Source organism: Fusobacterium ulcerans ATCC 49185, assembly GCF_900683735.1.
GTDB classification, from domain to species: Bacteria; Fusobacteriota; Fusobacteriia; order Fusobacteriales; family Fusobacteriaceae; genus Fusobacterium_A; species Fusobacterium_A ulcerans_A.
The window spans coordinates 195,215-218,245 of sequence record NZ_LR215979.1; the positions used below are offsets into that span (position 1 = coordinate 195,215).

Genomic DNA, 23,031 nt, shown 5'->3' on the forward strand with positions numbered 1-23,031 from the left:
AAGATTTAGGTCAATATAATTTTAGGAGGAGAAATGGAAATTCGTTATGCTTCAAGTAATAAAGATGCAAAACATTATGATACAGAGAGATTGAGGGAGGAATACTTAATAGAAGATTTATTTGCAGCAGATAATATAAAATTAGTATATTCTCATATAGACAGAATTATAGTAGGAGGAGTTTGTCCTCATGAAGATGTATTAAAACTGGAAGGAAGCAAGGAATTAGGTTCTAACTTTTTCTTAGAAAGAAGAGAACTTGGAATTATCAATGTAGGAGGAGCTGGAGTAGTTGTTTTAGATGGAGAAGAATTTTCATTGAATAATAAAGATGCTATGTATGTAAGCATGGGTACTAAAGAAGTATTCTTTAAATCTGTAGACTGTGAAAATCCTGCAAAATTTTATCTAAACTCAGCACCTGCACACCATAAATATCCAACAGTAAAAATAAGTTTAGAAGATGCTAGAAAAGTAAAGCTAGGAAGTATAGAAACTTCAAATAAAAGAACAATAAATCAATATATTCACCCAGATGTATGTCAATCTTGCCAATTAGTTATGGGAATGACAATGCTGGAAGATGGGTCAGTATGGAATAGTATGCCAACTCATACTCATGATAGAAGAATGGAAGTATATTTTTATTTTGATATGAAGGAAGATACAAGAATATTTCATTTAATGGGAGAACCAAAAGAAACAAGACACATTGTAATGAAAAATGAAGAAGCAGTAATATCACCATCTTGGTCAATTCATAGTGGCGTAGGAACAGCAAGCTATACATTTATCTGGGGAATGGTAGGAGAAAATCAAACATTTACAGATATGGATCATGTAGCAATGGAAGATATAAGATAAAGGCAGAATATATATTTTATTAGGAGGCAGAAAATGTTAAGTGAATTTTCAATGGACTTTTTCTCATTGAAAGGAAAAGTAGTGATTGTAACAGGGGGAAACACAGGGCTTGGACAGGCATATGTTGTAGCATTTGCTAAAGCAGGAGCAGATCTCTTTGTTACCACTTATGATAAAGAATGGGAAGAAACAAGAAAACTTGTGGAAACTGAAGGGAGAAAAATTCATTTTTTTCAAGCAGATTTAACAGATAGAGCCCAAGTTAGTGCAGCAGTAGAGGAATGTATAAGAGTCTATGGGAAAATAGATGTTTTAGTAAATAATGCTGGAACTATAAGAAGAGCTCCTTTGCTGGAATATAAAGATTCTGACTGGGAAGCTGTAATGAACATTAATCTGAATGCAGTTTACTATATGAGTCAGGATGTAGCTAAAATAATGGCAGCTCAAGAAAGTGGGAAAATAATAAATGTAGCTTCAATGCTTTCATTTCAAGGTGGAAAATTTGTACCTCCATATACTGCAAGTAAGCATGGAGTTGCTGGTTTGACTAAGGCTTTTGCTAATGAACTTGCTTGTAAAAATATTCAGGTAAATGCAATAGCTCCTGGGTATATAAAAACAGCAAATACAGCACCTATAAGAGCAGATGAAAAAAGAAATGCTGAAATACTAAGTAGAATACCAGCAGACAAATGGGCAGAACCATCTGATCTAATGGGAGCAATAGTATTTTTAGCAAGCAGAGCTTCAGATTATGTAAATGGACATATATTAGCAGTAGATGGTGGTTGGTTAGTTAGATAAAATTTAAAAAGAGCAGTCTTATTCAGATTGCTCTTTTTAAATATCATTTATTTTAATACTTCAATTACTTCATCTATATTTTTCTGTCCAAAGAAGATATCTTTGTCATTGATTATCATAGCTGGAACACTCATAATATCATATTTTTCTTTGAAGTCTGGGAATGTGAATACATCAATAACTTCAACATTTACATTCTTGTTTTCTATAGCTATCTTCTGTGCTGCCTGAACAGTTTCTGGGCACTTAGTACAGCTGAGTGATATACCTATTTTTATATTTACAGGGGAAGAGATATTCTGAATATTCTTCATAGTATTATCAGATATTTTCTGTCCTGGTCCAGCTATATTATACATAGCAAGAATAAAAGAGTTCAGTTCATGTCCACTTGGAAGAGATGAGAATTTTATTCCAGAGAAATCTCTATTTTTATCTAAAATAGCTATTGTTGGGAATCTATCTGCTTTTATTTTCTTTTCAAGTTCAGGATTTTCACCTTTTTCAAAAGAGCTGAATTTCAATTTATCAGAAACAGAAGATATTTCTTTCACCATAGCTTCAATCATTGAAGATTTTTCCACAGCAGAATCTTTTATAACAACAAGCTCAATATTGTTTTCAAATCTTGAAACAATATCTCCAAGCTGTTCTTTCAGACTGCTGTCAAGTAATTCTACATCTTTAATTTGAGCTTGAGAAGTATTTTCATTTTCTTTCTCCTCTTTTGCTAATCCAAGTTTTTCTCTCAAATCATGTACATATTTTTCAATATTTACAGCAGCAACAGCACCATCTGATACAGCAGTTACAAGTTGTCTAAGCTTTTTAGGTCTGATATCTCCAGCTGCATATACACCTTTTACATTAGTTTGTAAATCTTCATCAGTAGGAATAAATCCATATTGATCAAGCTCTATATGATTTTTGAAAAGTTTGCTTTGAGGCTCATATCCTACAAAGATAAATATTCCAAAAGATTTTCCATCTTTAGCTTTATACTCAGATATTTCTCCAGTTACATTGTTTTTGAACACAGCACTTCTTAACTGGATATCTCCTTTAGCTTCAAGGAGTTCAGTGTTGAATCTCACTTCTATTTTAGGGTGATTTAAAACCTTTTCAGCTATTGATTTAGCACAAGTAAATTCAGGTTCTCTTGCAATTATAGTAACTTTTGTAGCATATTTTGTAAGAAATATAGCTTCTTCAGCAGCAGCAAAGCCAGCTCCTACCACAAAAACTTCCATTCCAGTAAAAAATTCTCCATCACAAGTAGCACAATATGCTACACCTCTTCCAGTATATTCTTCTTCTCCTGGGAAATTTAGCTTTCTAGGAGAAGCACCAGTAGCAAGGACCACTGAAAGAGCTTTATATTCACCAGAAGATGTTTTTATAGTTTTTATATCTTGGGAAAAATCCATATCTTTTACTTCATCAGAAACAAATTCCACTCCAAAGTTTTCAGCTTGTTTTTTCAGCTGAGTTCCAAATTCACTTCCTGATATTTCAGTTATTCCAGGATAATTAACTATTTCATTAGTTAGACATATTTGTCCCCCAGCTTTATCCTTTTCTATGATAAGAACATCTAACATGGCTCTTCCAGCATATATACCTGCAGATAATCCAGAAGGACCTCCGCCTATTACTATTAAATCATAAATTTTTTCCATATTTTTTCCTTTCTATATATTAAAAAATTATATCTAAAAAAAGAGGAGACTTCTGAATAAATCTCTATCAGTCTTCCTCTTTTATATTTTTAAAGTTTTCCAACAAGGTCAATAGTTGGTTTTATAGTGTCACTACCAGGCTTCCATTTTGCAGGACAAACTTCTCCATGCTCAGCTACAAATTTAGCAGCTTGAAGTTTTCTAAGTAGTTCTCCAGCTTCTCTTCCAATACCATTATCATGTACTTCATAAGCAACGATAACTCCTTCTGGATTGATGATAAAGCTTCCTCTTAAAGCTAAACCTTCTTCTTCTATCATAACTTCAAAATCTCTAGCTAATTTTCCAGTAGGATCAGCAAGCATAGGATACTGAACTTTTTTTATTCTATCTGATGTATCATGCCATGCTTTATGTACGAAGTGAGTATCTGTAGAAACTGAATATACTTCACATCCCTCAGCTTTAAATTGCTCATAATGTTCTGCCAGATCCTCAAGCTCTGTAGGACATACAAATGTAAAGTCTGCTGGATAAAATACTACAGCTGCCCATTTCCCCTTCATAGATTCATTAGTTATTTCTTTAAAGTCTCCCATATGGTAGGCCATTGTTTTAAATTCTGATACTTTTTTTCCAATTAACGACATAATTTTCTTCCTCCTTAATTAATTTGAATTACTTTATTTTGTAATTACTTTTAATTTGTAATTATTATATTTTGATTATATAATTAATTACTTGCTATGTCAAGAATTTTTTTTAGTATTTTCTTGTTTTTATTTTCTTTGTATATTAAAATCTATATGCAGAGGGAAAATTATTTTAAAAAACATTTAAAAGAAAGGAGAAAAATGTTACTAAAATGCAGAGATAAAAAAATTGAACTTGGAAAAAGAACTTTAATAATGGGAATACTTAATGTAACACCAGATTCTTTTTCAGATGGAGGGAAATACAATAATATAGAGATAGCTGTAAAACAGGCTGAAAAATTAATAAAAGATGGAGCAGATATAATAGACATAGGCGGTGAGTCAACAAGACCAGGACATGAGCAGATATCTGAGGAAGAGGAAATAGCAAGGGTAGTTCCAGTTATAGAAAAGATAAGTTCTGAACTTGATACAGTGATTTCTATAGATACATATAAGCATAAAGTGGCAGAAGCAGCATTGAAAGCTGGAGCACATATAGTCAATGATATATGGGGATTGCAGTATGATAAGGGAGAAATGGCTGCTCTTGTAAAGAAATATGATGTTCCTCTCATAGCTATGCACAATCAAAATAATAAGGTATATGAGGAAGATATAATTTTAAGTATGAGAAAATTTTTTAAGAGAACATATGAAATAGCAGATAAGTATGAGATAGACAGAAAGAAAATAATACTTGACCCAGGGATAGGCTTTGGAAAGGATATAAATTTAAATTTAGAGGTTTTAGGCAGAATGGAAGAATTAAGAGATATGGGAAGGATACTTTTGGGAGCTTCAAGAAAGAGATTTATTGGAACTATATTAAATGATGCTCCTGTAGATCAGAGAGTGGAAGGAACTATTGCCACAACTGTAATAGGAATAGAAAAAGGAGCAGATATAGTGAGAGTGCATGATGTTCTTGAAAACAAAAGGGCTGCCATGGTAGCTGATAGAATTGTAAGAAGATAAAGTAAAAGCAATGGTCTAAAAAATATTAGACAAAATAAATAATTCTATATATTTATTATTTCTTAATTAGTAATTTTTAAATAGTTTATAAGGCTGGAAGGGTTAAAATCCTCTCAGCCTTTCTTATATAGAATTTTAAATTATGATATTTTTGAATAAAATATTAAATTTATTCCATTAAAGTTTTAGTTTTGCTATAGAGGTTATCATAAATTTTTCGATATTTCCTATATTTTTTATGAACTTTAATATCTGGATAAAATATTTTTTCTATTTTTATTATACTTTTTAATTCTTTGAAATTTTTAAAATGCCCTGTTCCTATTCCAGCCATTAAAGCATCTCCATAAGAAGCACCTATAGATTCTTTCATCAAGTAAAGAGGTTCATTAATAATATTAGATATCATCTGCATCCATTGGGTATTTTTTGTTCCTCCTCCTGCAATCATTATTTTATTTAGTTTTAAATTATTTTCTTTAAATATATCTATATGCTGTCCAATTGAATAGCCAATTGATTCCAGCATTGAACGATAAAGATGTTTTTTAGTATGATTTAATGTTAAACCAAATAATACTCCTTTAGCTTTGGGATTATTTATAGGAGTTCTTTCTCCAGCAAAGTATGGAAGTGTTATTAATCCATCACTTCCAGGAGGAATTTTATCTATACCATCCATTAAAAATTCAAAAACATTTCTTCCATTTTTTTCTTGAGTAAAAATATCAAATATTTGTTCTTTATACCAATTCAATAATGTGCCACAATTATTTGTACCAGCTGCAACACTATAAGTTTCAGGAATAAGAAAGTTATTTCCTCGTACTCGAGTATCTTTGATTAGCTGTTCTGTACAGAGATAAATAAAAACAGATGAACCTAACTGAATCATCATATCTCCAGCTTCTAGAACTCCTACACTTATAGCTTCTGCTGCTGAATCTCCAGTTCCTGTTATTACTGGAGTTCCAGCAGGAATACCAGTTTCAAATTCAGCTTTTAAAGTTACATATCCAGCTATTTCTGTTACAAGCTTTCCTTGAGCAAGCTGTTCTGGTAGGCAAAAATCTTTGCAAATATCATTATTAATATTTCCATCAGTGTAATAAAGAGGTCTAAAAGATGCAATTCCTAAAAAACTGTCTATTATATAGTTGTCAGTCAATTTAGCCGTAATATAGGAGGAACCAGTTAGAAATTTATAAGTATTTTTATAAATCTCAGGTTCATTATTTTTAATCCAAAGTATTTTTGCAACAACATCTCCAGAGCATACAGGACGTCCAAAAAGTTTGTCTATTTTTTCATTACCATACATTTGTGTTATTTCATCTATTTCAGCTTGACATCTAGCATCTATTCCATAGAGAATGGCTTTTCTTAAAGGATTACATTTTTTATCAACAGGGAGACAGTCAGCACCAAGTGTGCTTGCTCCCACTCCAGAAATTTTAGTTTTATCTATTTTGCTTCTATTGAGTAGTTCATTTGAAATTTTACAAAAATCATACCACCAAACTTTTTCTGCATCATGTTCAAAATAATTTTGTTTTGGATTTTCCATTTCATGAGAAGTTTGGCTGGAAATAATAATTTCCCCTTTACTGTTTATAATAACACCTTTACTTGAAAAAGTTCCAATATCTATTCCAATAAAATATTTTTCTTCTGTCATATAATACCATCCTTACAGAGTTTTACGATATTCAAAAACAACTTCCATAAATTCTCTTACTCTTTTCTTTTCAATAAAGTTTTCAAATTTACCTTCTTTTTTAAAGGCTGTACCCACACAAGCTCCATCAGAATAAGAAAGTTTTTCAATTATGTTCTCTTTTGTACAACCTGTATTACAAAAAACAGGAGTATTATTTACTACACTTTTTACTCTTGTAATTAAGGAAGAATCTGTCTCAACCCCTGCAGAATTTCCTGAAACACATAAACCATCAGGAAAGCAATGAAAAATAAGAGATTTAGTTGTTTTTTCTATGCTGCGTTCAGCTAAATAAATATCTGATTCAGGATTTACTTTATAAAAGAGTTTTAATTTGTTTAATCCAAGAGCTTTTTTTCTTCTTAATGTTTCAGGTATATTTGTATCAGTTATTCCATTTTCTCCAACATATGCTCCAGTGAATGTACTTCTTACAAAATCAGCTCCAGTTGCAGCAGCTAGATCAATAGTTGCAAGAGGATTAGAAACAATATTTACACCAAAAGGAATCAAAATATCTTTTTTTAGTTCTCCAATTATTCTTCCCATAGCAGCCACAGTAACATAAGAAACATTTTTTTCATAAGGAAGACTAAATTCATTAGCTATGAGAATACCATCTACTCCTCCTTCTTGAAGGGAAACTAATTCAAATCTAGCTTGTTCAATAATTTTCTCCATAGAACTTTCTTCTGAAAAAAGAGGATCTCCGGGGAGAGCACGCAAATGTAATAATGCAATTATAGGTTTTTTAACTTTAAACATTTCTTTTATCCAATTCATAATTTCCTCCATAATTTATAATAAAAGAGAGAGTCAAAGCTGTTAAAATTGAACTCTCTCTTATTAATTTAAAAGTTAAGCATCTTGTGATTCATCATATACTGCTTTTGGATGGGGATGCCACCATTTGAAAATAAAAGGTATAATAATAAGAGCAGCCAAATACAACAGAACAGGGATTACTGCTATTAACCAGTTTCCTTGAACACAAGCTACAGGTATTGTAGCTAAGGCAAAAATTTCAATAATTGATTCTAATGGAGTTATTATTGCAGCATCATCCAGAGTACAGCTTTTATTTTCGGGATCAACTATACGAAGCAAGGCCATACCTATTGCAGTTACTCCTGTAGAATAACCATAGACATATATTCCTCTTTCAAACCATTCTTGTTTCAGTAATCTTGGAGCTAATACTGTGAAATGGAATACTACCCATATCATTCCAAAAATCATAAGCAATCCAAATGGAACAGCATATTCAATAACAACAGGTATTTTAATAGAAGCTACACCAAAGAATACAAGAAAATCTGTACAGCAGCTTCCTATTCTTGAAATAACTTTAGTATCCACATATTTTTCAGCACCCATTCCTTTTAAAATGAAATGGAAGATTATTGCTACAAGGAACCCTACTGAGAAACTAGGAACCCTACTGAGAAACTAGGAACCCCAAGTCCTGTTATATTTTGTATCCAATTTGTAAGCAGATATCCGATTCCAGTAGGAATTAAAACTATCATTAAATGCCATGCTAAAGGATCAATTGCCATTGGAGATACAGTTTCCATTCCCATAGGTTCTCTTTTATTAGGTTCAATAAGCCCAGTTTTCATATCAACAGGCAATTCTGTAAAATCTGTTACATATTTTGTATAATGCTTTTTTGTTCCAAGTTTAATAAGAATAATTCCACCAAAAATTCCCATAAGTATTCCCATAGTTGCAGATGTCATAGCAAGATCTTGTGCATCAGCCCATCCTAATGATTCAAGAGTTGCCCCAAGAGCTGCAGCCGTTCCATGTCCTCCTTGGAATCCAGCAGGTATCAACATACCAAATGCAGGATTAAGTTCAGGAACTAAAAATTTTAAAAATAACATAGAAAAGACTATTGGCATTGCGTATTGGAAAGCCCACCCAATATTCCTGAAACAATAATAGCTTCCAATTCTATCTATATTTGTTTTAAATCCACCTTTTGAAAAATTGAACCCTCTTAAACCAATAGAAACAAATACTGCTATGATAAGTAATCCAGCATATGAACCAAATTTATCAGAAAATTGAATAATATTAAATCCATTTTGTCCAAAAGCCAACCCTAAAAATCCACCTAAAAGGCTGACAGGTACAAACATACTTTGTAAAAATTTGATCCTTTCCCTTAAAAATTTTGCAGCAAAAAGAAAGATACTTGCTAACATAAAATCAACTAATAGTGTATATGCATCAAATCCCATATAATTCTCCTTTTTTATATTTTATATTGTATTCCCTTTTTTATAATTTTATTAATTAGCTAATTGTATTGCTGCAGCAATTTTTATTTTAAAATCTAGATTTAAATTATAAATTTATTTAAATTAATATTCTACTTTCCACATATATCTTCTTTCATCCATAGAATGATTTCTTATTTCAGCCATTTGAGCTACATAATGACGTTCAATTGGAATCATTATTACTGGATTAAAAAATTCTACTACACTGCTATCTATTTTATTAATTCCAAGTTCTCTTGGGTCAATTACTATAAAGTTTTCAGCATATTTTTCTAAGAATGTTCTGCATCTTTCATCTAAAGCTCGAGTACGTCCCTCACTCATAAGTAAGATCATAGGAAGTTCTTTGGTTGTTGTTTCAAATGGTCCATGAAAATATTCACCAGTATGAATACAAATAGCATGTTTCCACTGCATTTCCATAAAATGGCAGAAAGTCATTGAATAAGCGACCCCATAGTTAGAGCCAGAAGCCAATACATAGAATATGGGACAATCTTTATTTTTTTTAGCCCATTTTTGAGCTTCTAACAATACTTTTTCCTTAGCCTCAGCAATTATTTGATCAATATAATCATAAGCCTTCATTGCAGCATTATAATTTTCATAATTTTCAAATTGTTTTAGAATTTCAAATCCTATTCTTAAAGAATTCGATTGATTTGAATCGCTGTAAATTTGATTGTCTCCATTAGAATAAACAACTACATATTGTCCCACTTCAGCCATTCCTGTTTTTGAAGAACCAGTCATAGAAATTGTAACTGCTCCAGCAGCATTTGCTGTTTTTACTGCTTCAACAGTTTCAGGGGTAGCTTTTAATGAACATATAACTGCTATACATCTTTCATCTAGTTCCTTAGGTGTAGCGTGAACAAATTCATTACTAGTATATGTTGTGGCTCCAAATGTTTTTGCTTCACTCTGTAATAGGTAAAGTCCAGGAAAGATAGCTGCTTTGGATCCACCACATGCTATAAAATATACATGTTTCAATCCACCAGCTTTATCCATTTTTGTTTTAATTTCACTTATTATTTCTTTTACTTTTGATGCTTCCATCTTGATACTCCTCCTCAATTTGTAACTATTTTTAAATTTTATTTTTTTATTTTTTCTAGTTTTTTAATAATTCTTCAGTCCTTTTTCTTAAGTCAGTCAGTTCTTTTTCTGTCATATTTATATACTCACTATTACCAGGTTCACCATTAGTTCCAGCATCTTGTACATAGATAAGTTTTGTATCTTTTTCTGTAATAGTATTAAACCATGTTCCTTGTGGAATATTATACACTTTCATTGGTTCCATTTTGATTATATCTATTTGAAATGAATTATTTTCTCTGGTTGCTGCAAGTAAGATTGCATTTCCTTTTAAAAGAATAAATTGCTCATCAGTTTTATAATGTACTTCAAGATATTGAATATTTTTTATATCGTTATTAGGTTTCCAATTTTTAATACATACCACCCATTTTTTATTGTTGTAGATACAATTAATTCCTTCACCCTCAAAAGAAAATACTTCAGCTTTCATAAAATCCTCCTTTGTAAAATTCATTATATAACATATTATAACATTATAATAAAATATATAAAAATAAATGTCAAGAATTTTTTTGAAAATATTGAAAATAATTTAAAATTAGTTTTAAAATTATAGTTAAAGTTAATAAAAAGAACATTAAAAATTATAAACGTATATTTAAAATAAAAAAAATTGACTTAAAATTTTCTCTCCTATATAATAAAATCAACAATGATATAATGTTATATAATGAGTTTTAAGGAGGATATTTTTATGGTAAAAGTATTAGGAATTGGAGATAATGTTTGTGATAAATATATTCATTCAGGGATAATGTATCCAGGAGGTCAGGCACTAAATTTTTCAGTCTATACAAAAATGCTAGGAGCAAATTCATCATATATGGGAGTATTTGGCAGTGATAAAGTAGCAGCACATATTATAAAAACATTGGATGAACTACAAGTTGAGCACAGTAGATGCCGTCAATATGAAGGAGAAAATGGCTATGCTAGAGTTAATTTAGTAAATGGAGACAGAGTTTTTCTAAATAGTAATAAGGGAGGAGTATTAAATAAATATCCTATTCAATTAGATGGAGAAGATATAAAGTATATAAAAGAATTTTCTCTTGTTCATACAAGTAATAATAGTTATTTCAATTCACAGTTGCCCAAGTTAAAAGAATTGGGAATCGCAGTTTCTTATGATTTTTCTAATCGTTGGAATCAATTAGAATTGATAGAAGAAGTAGCTCCGTTTATAACATATGCTTTTCTTTCTTGTGGTTCTACTAAAGAAGATGAGGTAAAAAAAATATGTAAAAAGATTTTTTCTTATGGATGTAAACTAGTAATAGCAACAAGAGGGAGTTTAGGAGCAGTGGTATATGATGGAGAAAAGTTTTATTTTCAAAGCTCAAAATTAGTGGAAGCTATAGATACTTTAGGAGCTGGAGATTCTTTTGCCTCAGCATTTCTTTTATCTATAACTGAGGATATTATAGAAAATTCTTATAATAGTTTATCTATAAAAAAAGCAATGGAAAAAGGGGTGGAGTTTGCTTCAAAAATTTGTATGAAAAGAGGAGCTTTTGGATATGGAATTTCTTTTTCTGAATAAAAAAGGAAAGTTATCTTTAAAATAATATTTTTTCCATAAAGTTAGCTATTAAATTAAAAAATAGGTTATTTCTTTTTCTGAATAAAAAAGGAAAGTTATCTTTAAAATAATATTTTTTCCATAAAGTTAGCTATTAAATTAAAAAATAGGTTATTTCTTTTTTTGAAGTATTATTATATAATATAAGTACGTTTTAAATTATAGATATGGTAAAAACAAAGGAAGGGAAATATATGTTAGATGCACAGGCTGTAACACCACTGTATGTTCAGTTGATGAATAATATAGAAGAAAATATAAATAATAGAGTATTTCTTCCTGGTGAAAAGTTAAAATCAGAAAATGAAATGGCTAAAGAATATGGAGTAAGTATAATCACTGTACGTAATGCTATTGGAGCCTTGATAAAAAAAGGACTTGTAGAAAGAAAGCAAGGAAAAGGGACTTTTATCAGTAAGCCTAAATATACAAGAAACATGAAAAAATTACAAAGTTTTAGTGATATGTGTCATCAAATGGGAGTAGTACCAGGAGCTAAGACACTGGAAAATAAACTTATTATTCCTGATGAAAAGATTTCTAAAATGTTGGAGATCCCAGCAGGAACACAAATTGTATTTATTTCAAGAGTTAGATATGCTGATAATGAACCAATAGCCATTGAAAACAACTATTTTTCTCCAAAATATTCTTTTCTTTTAGGAGAAAAATTTGATGATAATTCATTGTTTGAATTTATAAAAAAGAAATTAAGAACTTCAGTAGCAGTTTCCACTTCTGAAAAAAGAATAGAGATATGCAAAGCAAATCAAAAAGAAGCAGATTTGTTAAATGTAAAAAGAAATTCCTCGATGCTTTTTGTCAAAAGTATAGCTTATGATAATGAGAATGAACCTATGTATGTTGGAATACAGATAATAAATGGGGAACGCTTTTCTTTATATGTATATGAATCAGCTAATGAATAATCACAAAAAGGCAGTTAGAAAATTTTAAACTGCCTTTTATTATAATACTAAATATTATATTTTAGTTTATTCACTTTTTTAGTTATTTTATTTTTTTTATCATGTCAAAAGAGCAAACTAAAGTTACAGAAATTTTAAAATCCTGAGCTACTGAAATAGGAATAGGAGCTTCGCTTTTACTCATTGATTCAGTGTTTTTAGCCCTCATATTGAAGTTTGCAATTCTGTTTTCAACTCTGTTAACAGAGGCACCTTTATTTTCATAAATATTTCTAAGATCTCCAAGCTGGCTGTTTCCAGTTTTAGTAAGTATTTTAGCCTGATTGACAGCATCTTCCATAGCTATTTCATAAGCTTTTAATTTTGCCTCTTTTTTAGTCTTTTCTGATACTCCATAAACTATATCACCAATATATCTTATATCAGTAGGTTCAATTTTTTTTAGAACTGCTCCAACATCTGTTGAAATATCAAATTTTACTTTTATCTCATGGTTAACACTTGCTGATTGAGATACCACTGATTTAGAAGCAGTATTAGAAGTGTATCTAGTTGTTGTTATATTTTCTGGTTTTACTCCAATTGAGATAAGATAATCTTTAAATTCTTTAATAGTTTTAGCATTTTCTTCAGAAGCTTTTATTTTATTCTCTTTGTCATTTCCAAAGGCTACTGAGCTTTCTTCAGTTTTTAGAGCGAAATTCATTGTGAAAAATTCTGGGTTTAAATTGACTGTTCCCTCTCCAATAATGTCGTTAAGTCTGCCAGTAATAACGTATTCACCTTTGTACTGCTCTTTTTCAATTTCATATTTTAACTTTTCTAATTGGTATAGAGAGTTGCTGTCTTCCCCATATGCTGTACTGCCTATGATGATAATCAGTAATAAGAACCAGTATTTTTTTATCATTAAATTATTCCTCCTTATTCTATGATCAAATTGTCTTTTGCATCTTCCACATCCAGTAATATTTTGATATTATCTAAGAGGCACTTTCTTTTTTCCTTCAGAGTTTTATAACCTGCATATTCCTGAGAAAAATAGATTTTTTGAGATTTTACTTTTGATAGTAATTCAATAACATCACCAACATAATATTCATCTTTTATTTCTTCTAACTCTAAAAAGTTAAGATTAAAAAACTTTTCCAGTTCATAGAATATATTTTCTAATTCGTATTCCTGAAGTTCTTTTTCTGATTTTAAAACTTCATTTTGAAGAACCAAACTTTCTCTGAATCCATATTTAAAACTATATGCCATAATCATACCTCCAATCAGTGCTTTATAAGATTATACTTTGTTTTGCAAAGGGCAGTCAATCATATTATTTTCTCAGAAGTGATTTCTTTCTAAAATTGTAAGATAATTTATAAAAAATAAAATTTGCCTAATAGGCATTTTATTTTTTACTATATGGAATCAACAAAAGAAATTACAAGAATAAAAAAATCAGATATGGTATACTTAAGTAAATATATTAAAGTAAAAGGAGGAAAATATGGAATGTAAAAGTATTGAGGAAAAATTAAAAAAATTGATAGAATTAGATAAAGATTTTTCTATTTTTGGTTCAGAATCACATGAATATATAATAAACTCAAAGCTTACAGAGGAAGAAATTCAAAATTTTGAAGCGAAAAATCAACTAACTTTGCCAAGTGAATATAGAGAATATTTAAAAAATATAGGAAATGGAGGAGCAGGACCGTTTTATGGACTCCTTGAATTAGAAGATAATGATAATAACTTAACAGATTTATCTATGGAATTTCCATATACATATGATAAACCTTTAAAATTGGTTGAAGTATATGAAACAATGGATGAGATGGGTGATGAAAATGAAGAGGAACAGGAACAATTTCTGAATGAGATATATGAAAAATCTGTAAGAGGAATTATTTTTCTGGCACATGAAGGATGTGGAATGTATAGTGTTCTTGTAGTAAAAGGAGAAGAATATGGAAATGTATGGTATTTTGATTTTGCTAATGATGCAGGAACCTATCCTTTAACAAGTGAAAAAACTGGAAAAAGTATGAAGTTTTTTGAGTGGATGGAATTATGGATTGATAAATCTCTAGCTTGTATAGAAAAGGAAGAAGAGGAACTCAAAGGATATGCATTTATATAAAAGATATTGGGGAAGAATAATAAAAATGAGGATGTTTTTTAATCATCCTCATTATTTATTTTATTAGTTTTTAAGATTGACTTGCTGTTTCAGCATCAACAGTTTTGTTAAGAGATTCTTCAGTTTTTTGGAGAGCTTTTTCTTTTAGTTCATCTAATTTTTTAGAAGCAGCATCTTTAGTTTCTTCTACTTTTTGATCAGCTTTCTCAGCAGTTTCTTTAACAGCTGTTTTAGCTTCTTCTACTTTTTTATCAGTTTCAGATTTTAAAGCTTCAGTTTTTTTAGAAGCGGCCTCTTTAGTTTCTTCCACTTTCTGAACAGCCTCATTTTTTAGAGTTTCAGCTTTTTCACTAGCTTCAGTTTTTATTTCCTCAGCTTTTTTAGAAGCAGCATCTTTAGTTTCCTCGATTTTCTGCTCAACTTTATCAGTTTTTTCAGAAACATTTTCTTTAGTTTCCTCGATTTTTTTATTAGCTTCAGTTTTAACTTCCTCTACTTTTTTATCAGTTTCAGTCTTAACCTCTTCCACTTTTTGATTGGCTTCATTTTTAGCACTTTCTATAGTTTTTTCACCACAACTTGCTAATAAAACTGTAGTTAAAAGTGCTAATGTAAAAATTGATATTTTTTTCATGATTGATTCCTCCTTATTTTTCATATATTACATATTACAAGTGTATTATTGTATTTCCTTTAAAAAATAGATGTTTTTATAAAGAGAATGTTTTTTTATTTTGTAATCATATTTATTATAAATCATTTTTTTAAGATTTAAGAGGATGAAAAGAAAACAGAAAAGACTATCAGAAAATATTGGCAAAAAACCAAAGGTTATAAAGAGAAAATATTCTCTAAAAAGGAAAAAAATGCCAAAATATAGAAGTTTTTTTTTATAAAATGTGATATAATAAAAGACAATGGCTGTTTTATATTGTGTATATAAAATTAGATAACTATAATATAAATAATTAAATACCTTTCTATTATAGAAAGAGCAGTGGATAAAATTTATAAACCCAAAGAATAGATGAAGAAAATAGGCAATATTATTTATTAAAAAGATTATTGAAAAAATAGTTTTATTTTAAGAAATATTATAAAAATAAATATTAAATAAAGGTTATCCTTTAACAGAATAGAATATTTTAATAAAGATATACTATAATAAATAGAAAAATATTGTTAAAAAATAAATTTTCTAAAAGAAAAATATATGTTACAATAAAAACAAAAAGGTTTAAATAATAAAAAAAGAAAATACTAACAAATATCATTTACGATATTGAGAACATTAATATAAAAAATATAATAAAAAATAATAGAGATAGAAAGGTTCTTGAAGAAGGAGGATCATGAAGACAGAAAAAATTGCCAAGAAGGAAGCAGTAAAAAAGAAGGGAAAAACAAAAAAATATCGTTTCATGGATAGTAAATATAAAAAAGAAGATTACGAATTTATGGAAAAATATTTTAAAATTTTGAAAAAAAAGTATAAAACCAATGGAGGAGTTATAGTAAAACTTCTTGAATTTTATGAGAAACATGTAGCTGATAAAAATAAGAAAAAATGAGGTAAAGAACTTATTTAAAACTATAAAAGGAATGGTAATATATGGTGGATAAAGCTAAAAAAACAGAGAAAGCAGAAACTAAATCAAAAAGCAAAGCTTCTTCAAAAATAAATACTAATTCTAAAACAAAAACAAGTACAAAAACAAAAACTAAATCTCAAATAGCAGGAAAAAAGAACAGAAAACCAGTTGATGAAGTGAGAAAATATAGAATACTTGGAAGTCGTTTTACAGCAGAAGAATATGAATATGTAAAAAAGATGGTAAAAGAATTAAAAACTGTATATAAAAGCCAAAATAAAATATTATTAGAAATTACAAAAGAATTTGTAAATAGTCCTCTAAATAATAAAATATTAAATAGATCTGGAAAAATATTTCTTGGGAAATGGTCAACTATATTTGGAGGCAATGATATAAAGAAAGTACTGACAGCATATCTTCAATTGACAAGAAATCTTTTTCCTGCACCTAGCAAAAAATGCAGTAAATATAATTTTGTAGATTTTGAAATGATTAATAAAGAGGGAGAAAGATTTGCCATTATAGTTAAAAGTGAAAATGATACAATAAATTTAGAAGATTTTGATAATATGATGAAAAAAGTAAAGGTAAAGCTAAAAACATATTTATTTACAACTAATGGAGAAAATCAGGAGTTTGGAGATCGTGATATAGAGCATATTCCTTTAAAAGATGTCTTTAAACTTATAGAAAAATATAAAGTTATTCTTCCTGTTTCCATAATAAAAAAAATTAAAATGATAGATGGAATAAAATAAGGTTGATAATAAAAAAGGGATAAAATACTAAAAATTTTTTTGAGTAAATCAACCCAAACTTTTTAATTTTTTATAATATGACAATTTTCTTGAAACACATTTATATCTTTTTAATTTAAATTTTCAAATACTCAAAGATAAAGGTAGAGAAAAGTGAAAATCTAAAGAGTAAAAGTATTTAAAGTTATGAGCAACACTTTATTTCTTAAAAATGGTTTGGATAAATAAAAAATCATTTACTTCTTTATTACTGCTTAAAAATAAATATCAAAGTATAAATTAGTAAAAATCTATAATATAGAAAGAGGCTGTGCAAATTAGTTTATAAGTCACTAATTTGCACAGCCTCAATGTTTTAAAATAATGAATCTACTATTGGAAATATAGCAGCTCCAATAAGACTTGAATTTTCTTCGAAAGAAGAGAACATTATAGTTTCTTTTCCACGATAGAAAATATGATCAGTGTATATTTCTTCTAAAAGTTTTTCTTTAATATATTTTTGCTGAAGACATATCTTACCTGATATTATAAGTTTTTCGGGGTTAGAAAAAAATAACAAATTTTTTATACCAATAGCAAGATATTTGATGTATTCATCTAATATTTTTTTACCTTCTTCAGTTTCCAGATATTCCTCTTGGAAAATATTCTCATATTTCTTTATTTTCTTAAATACTTTATGGAATTCTTCAACTAAAGCTTTGTTTGAAACATATGCTCCCCAACATCCTTTTGAAGCACAGCTGCAAGATCTTCCTTCTGGATTTACTATCATATGATGCATTCTTCCAGCTTTAAAGTGAAAATCATTTTGATTTTTTTCTTTAGTAAAAGAACTTATTCCAACATAGTCATTAAGAGTAAGAGCTGTAAAATTTGATAAAAGTGAATTTTCACTTAAAAAAGCTTCAGCAATTGCAGAAAGATTTGATTCATTTTCTACAAGAACAGGAATATCAAATCTTTTTGTAATTTTTTCTATTATAGAGATATTAGTCTTGTTTTTAGAATTAAACTCTATAAATTTTCCCTCTTCATTTACTATGCCTGGAACAGATATTCCAATTCCAATAATACTTTTAAAAATAGATTTAGACAGTCTGCTGAGGAAAAATTCTAATTCATCCATAAGAACTTCTGTAACAGATACATTGCTTTTTTGAAATGTTTTAGAATGTTTTTTTATTACAATTCCTTTAGCATTAGTAAGTATAATTTTAATTTTTTCTTCTGAAATCTGTACCCCTACAGAATGGCAGAAAAAATCATTAAAGGAATATTCTCTGGCTTTTCTTCCTACTCCACTACCTACTTTGTCTTCTTCAATTACAATGTTTTTTTCCAGAAAAAAAGTTATTATTCTTTTTACTGTTGGAAAACTCATATCCATTTTTTCAGCAATTTCGTTGATAACAAAATTGTGATTAGAGTTGAAAACGTATTCAAATATTTTGTTTTCATTGTTCTCTTTAATGTTTTTTTGATACATAGTGACTCCCCCTTTATATTCCCCCGTTAAAAATTTGTTATAAGTTATTATATAATATTTGTCTGTAAAAACAAAATAATAGTTTTTAAATTTAGCATTTTATTTTGAAAATGGATTTTATGATAGGAAAATTAGAGTTATATATTTAATATATTTGAGTTTTTCGTGTTAGAATAGTATATTTTAACATATGATAAAAATGTTTCAAAAAAATATTTTTTAAAAATAAAATTGTATGTTTTCTGAGGAAAATACTGAGAAATTTAGCACAACAAGGAGGAAAGTAAGTGGGGAAAGTTGAAAAAAATGGAAAAAATTCAGAGGTAAAAACTCTGGATAAAATTTTAAATTATTTTGAAGTGATTGGAAATAAGCTTCCAGATCCAGTATCAATATTTTTAATTTTATGTATAGCAATTTTAATAATATCTTTTATATGTAGTAAGGTTGGGGTAGCAGTGGAACATCCTCTTACTCACAATATGATAATAGCAGAAAATCTATTGAGCAAAGAAAATCTCAAACAAATGCTTATGAGCATGGTAATGGTATTTCAGACATATCCACCTTTAGGAGTTGTACTTGTAGCAATGATAGGAATAGGACTTGCTGATAAAAGTGGCTTTTTAGAATGTCTTCTTACTGTTGTAGTAAAAAAAGTACCAAGCAATCTGATATATTTTACAGTTATATTAATGGGACTGATATTTACAGGAGTAGGAGATGCTGGATTTATAGTGCTTCCTCCTTTAGCAGCATTAATATTCCTTAATCTTGGAAAAAATCCAATAGTAGGAATGCTTTTATCATTTGCTGGAGCAGCCATAGGATTTTGCTCAGGATTGTTTGTAAGTTTAAATGATATACTTCTTACATCTTTTACTATACCAGCAGCACAGCTTTTATCTTCAACATTTACTAAAAGTCCTGCAATGACTCTTTACTTTAATATAACAAATTCTATACTTCAAATGTTTGTTATTGCATGGGTAACAGTAAAATTTGTAGAACCTAGATTTCCTGTTCCAGAGAAAAAGCAGGGAGAAAATGAAGAAAAGGAAATGCTGGAGGTTGAAAAAAAGGGGCTTAGATATGCAGGAATTTCCTTTGCTTTGTATATGATGCTGATTATATTTTTAGCAGTAGGAAAAGGAGCTTTTTTGAAAGATGCTGCAGGTTCTCTTGTATCAACAAAATCTCCATTGATGGGAGGACTTATTCCTATAATGGCATTAGCATTTTTTATACCAGGACTTGTTTTTGGAAAAATTACTGGAAAGATAAAAAGTGATAAAGATGTTGTAAAAATGATATCTCAGACTTTAGGAGAAATGGGTGGATATATATTTATAGTTTTTGTATCAGCTCAATTTTTAAGTTTTTTTTCAAAAAGTAATTTAGGAATAATTATGGCAATAAAAGGTGCAGATGGAATAAAAAGTCTGGGACTTGCAGGAATGCCTCTTCTTGTGGCATATATTCTTTTAGTGGCCTTTATAAATATATTTATAGGAAGTGCTTCTGCTAAATGGGCTATTCTTTCACCAGTATTTGTGCCAATGTTTATGCTGTTGGGATATGATCCAGCACTTACACAGATGGCATATAGAATAGGGGATGCTTCAACAAATATGCTGTCGCCGTTGTTCCCATATCTTCCATTGGTATTAGCAGTAGCAAGAAAATATGATAAAAACTTTGGAATAGGAACTTTAATAGCAAATATGATTCCTTATTCAATAATAACACTTATAGCAAGTATTGTTCTTCTTGCAGTTTTCTTTACTTGTGGACTTCCATTTGGACTATAATACTAATATATCAGGAGGAAATAGAATGAAAGAAAAAATTGAACAGTTAGCAGAAAAGCATCTGGAAAGAATAATGGAGATGAGAAGAGAGCTTCATAAAGTACCAGAACTTGGATTTAAAGAATTCAAAACAGCAGAAATAATAAAAAAAGAATTGGAAAGAATTGGAATTCCGTATGAAAGTGAGATAGCTGTAACAGGAATAGTGGGATTGATAAAGGGAAAAAAAGAGGGAAAAACAGTTTTACTGAGAGCAGATATAGATGCACTTCCTATTGATGAAGAGAGCAGATGTGAATTTAAATCTGAAATAGCAGGAAATATGCATGCATGTGGACATGATGGACATGCAGCAGGGCTTTTAGGAGCAGCAATGATACTAAATGAATTAAAAGATGAAATAGCAGGTAATATAAAGCTTGTATTTCAGCCAGCAGAAGAAGGACCAGGAGGAGCAGACCCTATGATTAAAGCTGGCATACTTGAAAACCCAAAAGTAGATGCAGCATTTGGATGTCATATCTGGCCAGCATATAAAGCAGGGCAGATATTAGTGAAAGATGGGGATATGATGTCACACACAACTTCTTTTGATATTATGATACAAGGAGTAGGAGGGCATGGTTCACAGCCAGAAAAAACAGTTGATCCTATTATAATAGGAAGTCAGATAGTAACTAATTTTCAAAATATAATAAGCAGAAATATATCTACACTTAAGCCAGCAGTTTTATCTTGCTGCAGTATAAAGGCAGGAGAAACATATAATGTAATTCCTGATAAATTAACTATAAAGGGAACAATAAGAACATTTGATGAAGAACTGACGAATGAGATTGTGGAAAGAATGGAAGGTATTATAAAAGGAATCACAAGTTCTTATGGAGCTTCTTATATATTTGATGTAAAAAGAATGTATCCAGCAGTAAAAAATGATCATGAGATGTTTGAGTTTTCAAAGGAAACATTAGGAAAAGTAGTAGGAGAGGAAAATATAATAGTAATGAAAGAACCATTAATGGGTTCAGAGGACTTTTCTTATTTTGGAAAAAAAGTACCTTCTAATTTTTTCTTAGTGGGAGTGAGAGATACTCAGGAGGATATTGAGTCTATGCTTCATCATCCAAGATTGTTGTGGGATGAAAAGCACTTGAAAATAAGTGCAAAAGCCCTTTCACAACTGGCAGTAGATTTTTTAAATAAATAGAATAAATTAAGCTGTGAAAAAAGAGAACCTAAAAAATTACTATGAGGTTCTCTTTTTTATAATTAAGAAAAAAATATAAAAAAGGAAAGATAAATTTGACCTAGAACTATATTAATAATCAAAAACATGGAGGTGGAAATTATGAAAAAAATAAATGAGGATTTAAAAGAAGATTTAAAAGAAGTAAAAAAAGTAGTGAAGAAAACTAAAGATGATTTAAAAGAGGCAACAAAAGAGAAAGTTTCTGAAAAGAAAAAAGATATAAAAGAAGGAGCTGATTATCTCAAAGAAGATGTAAAGAATACAACTGAGGAGATAAAGAAAGACTTAAAAGAAAAAACAGAAAAAGTAAAAAGCAAGGTAAAAGAAAAGGTAGAAAAAGATAAAGAGAAATTAAAAGAAATAAAAGAAGTTATAAAAAAATAAAGAGTTATTAGAATAGCCTTCTATGATAAAGTTAAAAATCATAGGAGGCTATTTTTATTATAAAATACTAATATTTTAGAAATCAATAATTTTTTATCATTAAAAGTTATGATTTAAAGTTTTTTTCACACTTTTGGTTTTTCGTCTTCTAGTTTTTTAACAGATTTTTCATCTTCTAATTTTTCATAAAGCACTTTTTGAATATTTGTTTTTAGTTTTGCTTCAAGAAGAGCTATTTTTTCATTTTCTTCTTGGATTTTCTCCCAATTTACAGGTTTTTCTAAAAAAATTCTTTTAATTTTTAACTCTATTTCTTCTATATCAATTTCTATTTTTTTTATCTTTTTTTGTTGTTCTTTATTTGCCATATCTAAAACTTTATCTAATTCATGTTTTTTCAAATTTGGGTTTATTAAATTTATAGATGTCAAGTCTATTGGTTTTAACTTAGGAGAATGCAAGGGTTCTGCTCCTGCTATTTTAAATAAAGATACTAATATTAATGTAAATATTATTTTTGTACTTTTCATATTTTCCTCCTGTAAGAATTTATTTTAGATAAAAACTAATATATATTTATTGTAACATATTTAAATACTAAGCATCAATTTTTTTTATCGTTACATTTTCTATTTTTCAACTTATAAATGTTGTTTTTTATTGTTTTTTCATCTATTCCTAGTTATATTTAAGAAATATAGATTTTTTTTATCTTTGTGTACTGAAAAATATGAATTTTTTAGAATATTTGTTATTAATTTTAGATATAAAAACCCCTCTTAGTTAGATATTACAACACTATTATATATGTTTTTTTATGACTACCTAAAGAGAATTATATTACTTTTAAAAAAGGGTTCTTTTTTATTTTATATTCAGAATTTTTTATATTTTAAGTTATCTATCAAATTATATAGTTCTCCTATTATTATATAAAGTTATTCATTATAAAT

At 28.8% G+C, this 23,031-nt stretch carries 24 protein-coding genes; 11 read left to right on the forward strand and 13 right to left on the reverse strand.

All coding sequences use genetic code 11. The features are described 5' to 3' along the window. The first annotated feature begins 33 nt into the window (after positions 1–33). Together kduI and kduD are read left to right on the forward strand one after the other, a co-directional pair. The gene (gene kduI, locus E0E45_RS00910) at positions 34–864 is read left to right on the forward strand and encodes a 5-dehydro-4-deoxy-D-glucuronate isomerase (protein ID WP_130889410.1); all 831 of its coding nucleotides are present in this window, start codon (positions 34–36) and stop codon (positions 862–864) included. Between the two features lie 33 nt (positions 865–897). Continuing rightward, complete coding sequence (gene kduD, locus E0E45_RS00915) at positions 898–1,671, forward strand: 2-dehydro-3-deoxy-D-gluconate 5-dehydrogenase KduD (RefSeq protein ID WP_130889411.1); 774 nt, start codon at positions 898–900, stop codon at positions 1,669–1,671. A gap of 47 nt (positions 1,672–1,718) precedes the next feature. Here kduD and E0E45_RS00920 read toward each other — a convergent pair whose 3' ends face one another. Then, positions 1,719–3,350, reverse strand: a complete 1,632-nt coding sequence (locus tag E0E45_RS00920; RefSeq protein ID WP_130889412.1) for an FAD-dependent oxidoreductase — start codon at positions 3,348–3,350, stop codon at positions 1,719–1,721. Positions 3,351–3,439: 89 nt separating this feature from the next. Continuing rightward, entirely contained in the window at positions 3,440–4,000 is a 561-nt protein-coding gene (ahpC, locus tag E0E45_RS00925) for an alkyl hydroperoxide reductase subunit C (protein ID WP_005949472.1), read from the reverse strand. Positions 4,001–4,204: 204 nt separating this feature from the next. Here ahpC and folP point away from each other — a divergent pair, with 204 nt between their 5' ends. Next, positions 4,205–5,023, forward strand: coding sequence for a dihydropteroate synthase (gene folP, locus E0E45_RS00930; protein WP_130889413.1), 819 nt, complete (start codon positions 4,205–4,207; stop codon positions 5,021–5,023). Positions 5,024–5,192: 169 nt separating this feature from the next. Here the strand turns inward: folP and E0E45_RS00935 are convergent, their stop codons facing one another. The 6 genes from E0E45_RS00935 to E0E45_RS00955 all read right to left on the reverse strand — a co-directional run bounded on the left by E0E45_RS00935 (position 5,193) and on the right by E0E45_RS00955 (position 10,571). Then, on the reverse strand, positions 5,193–6,701 hold the full coding sequence (locus tag E0E45_RS00935; protein WP_130889414.1) for an FGGY-family carbohydrate kinase: 1,509 nt from the start codon (positions 6,699–6,701) through the stop codon (positions 5,193–5,195). Between the two features lie 12 nt (positions 6,702–6,713). After that, positions 6,714–7,526: a BtpA/SgcQ family protein gene (locus E0E45_RS00940; protein ID WP_130889415.1), complete on the reverse strand. Its 813-nt coding sequence runs from the start codon at positions 7,524–7,526 to the stop codon at positions 6,714–6,716. Positions 7,527–7,601: 75 nt separating this feature from the next. Then, positions 7,602–8,120, reverse strand: coding sequence for a hypothetical protein (locus E0E45_RS17755; protein ID WP_232044029.1), 519 nt, complete (start codon positions 8,118–8,120; stop codon positions 7,602–7,604). Positions 8,121–8,161: 41 nt separating this feature from the next. Beyond that, positions 8,162–8,992: a sodium/glutamate symporter gene (locus tag E0E45_RS17760; protein WP_197730047.1), complete on the reverse strand. Its 831-nt coding sequence runs from the start codon at positions 8,990–8,992 to the stop codon at positions 8,162–8,164. A 123-nt stretch (positions 8,993–9,115) separates the two neighbouring features. Then, on the reverse strand, positions 9,116–10,096 hold the full coding sequence (locus E0E45_RS00950; RefSeq protein ID WP_130889416.1) for an SIS domain-containing protein: 981 nt from the start codon (positions 10,094–10,096) through the stop codon (positions 9,116–9,118). 55 nt (positions 10,097–10,151) lie between these two features. Next, a complete protein-coding gene (locus tag E0E45_RS00955) occupies positions 10,152–10,571 on the reverse strand; it encodes a cupin (RefSeq protein ID WP_130889417.1) in 420 nt (139 codons plus the stop codon). A 264-nt stretch (positions 10,572–10,835) separates the two neighbouring features. On the opposite strand from E0E45_RS00955, the gene E0E45_RS00960 reads away from it, so the two are divergent. Then, entirely contained in the window at positions 10,836–11,684 is an 849-nt protein-coding gene (locus tag E0E45_RS00960; RefSeq protein ID WP_130889418.1) for a fructoselysine 6-kinase, read from the forward strand. A 206-nt stretch (positions 11,685–11,890) separates the two neighbouring features. Further along, positions 11,891–12,652, forward strand: coding sequence for a GntR family transcriptional regulator (locus E0E45_RS00965; protein WP_232044030.1), 762 nt, complete (start codon positions 11,891–11,893; stop codon positions 12,650–12,652). Positions 12,653–12,734: 82 nt separating this feature from the next. Here E0E45_RS00965 and E0E45_RS00970 read toward each other — a convergent pair whose 3' ends face one another. Both E0E45_RS00970 and E0E45_RS00975 read right to left on the reverse strand, forming a co-directional pair. After that, entirely contained in the window at positions 12,735–13,562 is an 828-nt protein-coding gene (locus E0E45_RS00970) for an SIMPL domain-containing protein (RefSeq protein WP_130889420.1), read from the reverse strand. 14 nt (positions 13,563–13,576) lie between these two features. Continuing rightward, positions 13,577–13,915 carry a hypothetical protein gene (locus E0E45_RS00975; RefSeq protein WP_130889421.1) on the reverse strand — a complete coding sequence of 113 codons (339 nt, stop codon included), beginning with the start codon at positions 13,913–13,915 and terminating at the stop codon, positions 13,577–13,579. A 238-nt stretch (positions 13,916–14,153) separates the two neighbouring features. Between E0E45_RS00975 and E0E45_RS00980 the strand changes: the two genes are divergently transcribed. Next, the gene (locus E0E45_RS00980; RefSeq protein ID WP_130889422.1) at positions 14,154–14,789 is read left to right on the forward strand and encodes an SMI1/KNR4 family protein; all 636 of its coding nucleotides are present in this window, start codon (positions 14,154–14,156) and stop codon (positions 14,787–14,789) included. A gap of 70 nt (positions 14,790–14,859) precedes the next feature. Here E0E45_RS00980 and E0E45_RS00985 read toward each other — a convergent pair whose 3' ends face one another. Beyond that, positions 14,860–15,423 carry a hypothetical protein gene (locus E0E45_RS00985; protein WP_130889423.1) on the reverse strand — a complete coding sequence of 188 codons (564 nt, stop codon included), beginning with the start codon at positions 15,421–15,423 and terminating at the stop codon, positions 14,860–14,862. 718 nt (positions 15,424–16,141) lie between these two features. Here E0E45_RS00985 and E0E45_RS00990 point away from each other — a divergent pair. Further along, on the forward strand, positions 16,142–16,360 hold the full coding sequence (locus tag E0E45_RS00990; RefSeq protein ID WP_130889424.1) for a hypothetical protein: 219 nt from the start codon (positions 16,142–16,144) through the stop codon (positions 16,358–16,360). 41 nt (positions 16,361–16,401) lie between these two features. Continuing rightward, positions 16,402–17,142: a hypothetical protein gene (locus E0E45_RS00995; protein WP_130889425.1), complete on the forward strand. Its 741-nt coding sequence runs from the start codon at positions 16,402–16,404 to the stop codon at positions 17,140–17,142. A gap of 355 nt (positions 17,143–17,497) precedes the next feature. On the opposite strand, the gene E0E45_RS01000 is transcribed toward E0E45_RS00995, so the two are convergent. Next, positions 17,498–18,634 carry an ROK family protein gene (locus E0E45_RS01000; protein WP_130889426.1) on the reverse strand — a complete coding sequence of 379 codons (1,137 nt, stop codon included), beginning with the start codon at positions 18,632–18,634 and terminating at the stop codon, positions 17,498–17,500. A 287-nt stretch (positions 18,635–18,921) separates the two neighbouring features. Between E0E45_RS01000 and E0E45_RS01005 the strand changes: the two genes are divergently transcribed. From E0E45_RS01005 to E0E45_RS01015, 3 genes are all read left to right on the forward strand, one after another. After that, on the forward strand, positions 18,922–20,445 hold the full coding sequence (locus E0E45_RS01005) for an AbgT family transporter (protein ID WP_130889427.1): 1,524 nt from the start codon (positions 18,922–18,924) through the stop codon (positions 20,443–20,445). Between the two features lie 25 nt (positions 20,446–20,470). Then, complete coding sequence (locus tag E0E45_RS01010; RefSeq protein WP_130889428.1) at positions 20,471–21,652, forward strand: M20 metallopeptidase family protein; 1,182 nt, start codon at positions 20,471–20,473, stop codon at positions 21,650–21,652. A gap of 141 nt (positions 21,653–21,793) precedes the next feature. Continuing rightward, complete coding sequence (locus E0E45_RS01015) at positions 21,794–22,078, forward strand: hypothetical protein (protein ID WP_130889429.1); 285 nt, start codon at positions 21,794–21,796, stop codon at positions 22,076–22,078. 125 nt (positions 22,079–22,203) lie between these two features. Here the strand turns inward: E0E45_RS01015 and E0E45_RS01020 are convergent, their stop codons facing one another. Beyond that, positions 22,204–22,608 carry a hypothetical protein gene (locus E0E45_RS01020; protein ID WP_130889430.1) on the reverse strand — a complete coding sequence of 135 codons (405 nt, stop codon included), beginning with the start codon at positions 22,606–22,608 and terminating at the stop codon, positions 22,204–22,206. Between the last annotated feature and the right edge of the window lie 423 nt (positions 22,609–23,031).